This window comes from Wolbachia endosymbiont of Drosophila bocki (assembly GCF_028982005.1).
Lineage (GTDB): Bacteria > Pseudomonadota > Alphaproteobacteria > Rickettsiales > Anaplasmataceae > Wolbachia > Wolbachia pipientis.
On sequence record NZ_JAPQLG010000213.1, the window covers coordinates 5,875 to 9,299 of the forward strand.

The following is a 3,425-nucleotide window of genomic DNA, read 5'->3' on the forward strand; positions in this document are numbered from 1 at the left end:
TTTCTGGAGAGGCTGTATTACAAGAATTTTGGGCAAACTTGGTCATGTGCAATATATTATCGCTTCATATATGTGATGCACAAGGGCCTTGGAACCCAGATCAAATTACTGAGTATCGTTTAAATTTTTCAGTTTTATTTAGTGTAATGAGACAGAAACTCTATCAGGTACTTATTTCGCCAAAAAACTTTCAAGCCCTTTTTAAGTATACGTGCTAAAGTTAAAATCCGACCGGGACAGCCGCAATAAAGTAGATAAGCCTAAACGCCATCATGTCTTTAGGAGAGTTTGCTAATGAAAGTTCTTAAGTTGACGTCATTGACTGTTCCGATTCGTTATATGACATAAGAGCATCATATATTTCATGCAATGTATTTGAGATGTTTTTTTCCATATGCTGATTAATATGCCCATATATTGTCGTCTCTTCCGAACACTCTGTATCTTTATGTATATGATTTTGTTGCTTTAATTCTTCTCTATCTACACTCTCTATTTGCTCTGACACTAGCATAACTACCCCATATTTTACATAACGAAATAAAAAAATTCTAACTGTAGTGTGCTTATATAATCTACGAAGTCAATAGTTAAATTGAAAAGTTTCGGTTATAATTTACTTCATATAGAACATGCCCTTGAATTATGCTAAAAATCGCCATAGTAGGCCTACCAAATGCTGGAAAATCGACCCTATTCAACAGATTAGTAGGAAGAAAAGCAGCAGTAGTGAGTAACATTCCAGGAGTGACAAGGGATAGGCGAGAGGGAATGGGGAGAATTAGCGATTTGGAGTTTAAAGTTATAGATACAGGAGGATGGAACGACCAAACTAGTTTTTCACTGCAAGTTATTGAGCAAATAGAGTTTTCTTTATCCAGTTCAAACATAATTTTCTTTCTTGTTGACGCAAAAGTGCAAAATGAGCGAAATAAAGAGTTTGCAAAGTGGCTGAAGAGAAAAATAAATAAACCTGTGATACTGATAGCAAATAAATGCGAGAGTCATAAATCCGAAAATGTTGATTATTTGCAGTTTTTTGATTTTCTTGGCCCGGTGTATATCTCTGCCGAGCATAATCTTGGCATGGTTGATCTTTATGATGCATTAGCTGGTGTTATTGAAAATTTTAACGAGAACACTGAGTTACCTAACAATGAACTGAGTAGGCTGAGGATCGCGATCATCGGCCGTCCGAATGTTGGAAAATCAACTTTTTTAAATGGTTTACTTGCAGAAAACAGACTAATAACAAGTTCAGAGCCAGGTACCACACGTGATTCTGTGGATATTACATATGATCATGATGGAGAGTTAATTACTCTAATTGACACTGCCGGAATCCGCAGAAAGGCGAATGTTGTAGATGGCTTAGAATCAAGATTTGTTGAGAAAAGCATGGAATCAATCAAGCGCTCTCATGTGGTAGTTTTAATGCTAGACTCCCTAGTTGGTATTGAGCAGCAGGATTTATCAATTGGTGAAGCTGCAATTAAGGGAGGGAAAGGGATTATTGTTGTTTTAAATAAGTGGGATTTAATAGGTAAGGATGACAGAAGCAGGTTAATAAAATTTGTCAAACAACAGGAAGTAACCAGGTTATTCTTGGAAGTGCCAACTATAACAATTTCTGCGTTAAAAGGCATGCGCTGCGGTGATGTGATAGATAAGTGTCTTGAAGTGAGTGAATCCTTGAACAAGAAGATCAGCACTGCAAAACTGAATAAGTGGCTCATAGATGCTGTAGGAAAACATTCTCACCCTCTTGTAAAAGGCAAAGCAGTTAAAATGAAGTATATCGCTCAAATTGGTACTAAACCTCCAGCTTTTTCTTTGATATGTAACATACCTGAAAGTGTTGATGAAAGTTACAAACGCTATTTAATTAACGATCTCAGAAAAAATTTCTTTGCAGACGGTGTGCCAGTTAGATTGCTTTTGAAAAAAAATAAAAATCCCTATGTAAAATGAATACTCTGCTTTATACTTTCAGGGATAATTTACTTAAAGTTATGTGTAATAATTCCAGAATTCCTGCAATCTTTCTGCTGTCGAGTGCCGCTGCTCTAATTTTTGCATATGTGCTAGAATATTTTTTCAACATGCTGCCATGCAAGTTATGTACATACGAGCGAATAGTTTACTATATCGCCGGATTACTTGCAGTAGCGTGCATGCTTAAAGACAACAAAATTCTAATCTATGCAATGTTTTGCAGCTACCTCATAGGTGCAGTAATATCTTTTTATCATGTAGGTCTTGAACTCCACTTATTTCATGATGTTTTAGGTTGTACAGAGCAAGCAAGTGGTAACGTTAGTATAGAAGAGCTCAGAAATAATCTACTAAATCCTAATTACTCTCCATCTTGTGACAGACCTCATTACGTTCTAGGTGTTTCCTTAGCAACATGGAATCTAATTTATCTCATAGTAGCTCTGTTCGTATCAGGTAAGGTGTATTGTGGAGAAAGAAAGAAATCTAAATAATTTAGGGTACAGCAACAATCAGTTCTTGCAACAGGCAATTAGAGTAGATCACGCTGGAGAATATGGAGCTATTTGCATTTATTCTGGTCAAAAATTTATTCTTAAGAAGTCTTCTATAATCAATGAAATAATTGAAATGGAAGAGCAGGAAAAAAAGCATTTTCACTATTTTAATGAGAAAATCAAAGAGCAAAAAGTTCGTCCTACTGTTTTGTTGCCTGTTTGGCGTGTTTTAGGAGTGTCGCTTGGCGTTGCAACTGCCATTATGGGCAAAAAAGCTGCTATGGCTTGCACTGCTGCAGTTGAAGAAGTTATCGGGGAGCACTACAAAGAGCAAGTTTCACATTTAGAAGATGGGGAATTAAGAGAAACTATAAGTAAATTTCGCGACGAGGAGTTAGAGCACAAAGATATTGCAATTCAGCACAATGCTGAAAGCGCATTTGGCTACAACATTTTATCATCATTCATAAAAACAGGCTGCAAAACTGCTATTTACTTGTCTAAGTTAATTTAACTAAGCAGCTTTCTTAAAGTGTTTTAAATGTTCTGATAACAACAGAAACCAGGAAGGAATTCAAGTGTAACAATTATTTTATAACTATATTTACATATCACCATTATTAATAAATAATTAGTATTTGTAAATTAAATACATCTAAAGTATAGACTGCAAAGGAGGCAAAAGTGCGTTTTAATTTAGAAGAGGGAAATGCTCTTATGTAATACCTGCCACAGGTTCACAACTGTACGAACATTCATTTTTAAAGGTAAATTGCACAGCAAATGGTGTCATTCCAGTCTGGAATCCAGAAATTTTGCTTATAATTGAGCTGATAAGCTAAGGGTAATTGTCTTAGAACCTGTTAAGGATCTCGAAAATATGAGGTAAAATAAGCATAGTTAAGAAAGAGGTATATCTATGCAAAAAAGCTA

Annotated in this window: 4 protein-coding genes and 1 pseudogene; 4 read left to right on the forward strand and 1 reads right to left on the reverse strand. The window is 35.5% G+C overall.

Annotated features, from left to right (window positions below; translation table 11 throughout):
* A pseudogene (locus OZD61_RS05440) lies at positions 1-295 on the forward strand (IS4-like element ISWosp8 family transposase); the annotation flags it as partial.
* A gap of 9 nt (positions 296-304) precedes the next feature.
* Here the strand turns inward: OZD61_RS05440 and OZD61_RS05445 are convergent.
* Positions 305-514, reverse strand: a complete 210-nt coding sequence (locus OZD61_RS05445; protein WP_015589377.1) for a hypothetical protein — start codon at positions 512-514, stop codon at positions 305-307.
* Positions 515-645: 131 nt separating this feature from the next.
* Here OZD61_RS05445 and der point away from each other — a divergent pair, with 131 nt between their 5' ends.
* From der to OZD61_RS05460, 3 genes are read left to right on the forward strand one after another with little or no spacing between them, the layout of a single operon-like run.
* Positions 646-1,971, forward strand: coding sequence for a ribosome biogenesis GTPase Der (gene der, locus OZD61_RS05450; RefSeq protein ID WP_012673406.1), 1,326 nt, complete (start codon positions 646-648; stop codon positions 1,969-1,971).
* A complete protein-coding gene (locus OZD61_RS05455; protein ID WP_065094847.1) occupies positions 1,968-2,489 on the forward strand; it encodes a disulfide bond formation protein B in 522 nt (173 codons plus the stop codon). Before der ends, OZD61_RS05455 begins: the two co-directional genes overlap by 4 nt.
* Positions 2,464-3,006 carry a demethoxyubiquinone hydroxylase family protein gene (locus tag OZD61_RS05460; protein ID WP_274980125.1) on the forward strand — a complete coding sequence of 181 codons (543 nt, stop codon included), beginning with the start codon at positions 2,464-2,466 and terminating at the stop codon, positions 3,004-3,006. The genes OZD61_RS05455 and OZD61_RS05460 overlap by 26 nt, the downstream gene beginning before the upstream one ends.
* Positions 3,007-3,425: the final 419 nt, after the last annotated feature.

Bases quoted from the DNA above. Each gene is read 5' to 3' on its own strand.
- der (WP_012673406.1), top strand. From the start codon at position 646: ATGCTAAAAATCGCCATAGTAGGCCTACCAAATGCTGGAAAATCGACC.
- OZD61_RS05445 (WP_015589377.1), bottom strand. From the start codon at position 514: ATGCTAGTGTCAGAGCAAATAGAGAGTGTAGATAGAGAAGAATTAAAG.
- OZD61_RS05455 (WP_065094847.1), top strand. From the start codon at position 1,968: ATGAATACTCTGCTTTATACTTTCAGGGATAATTTACTTAAAGTTATG.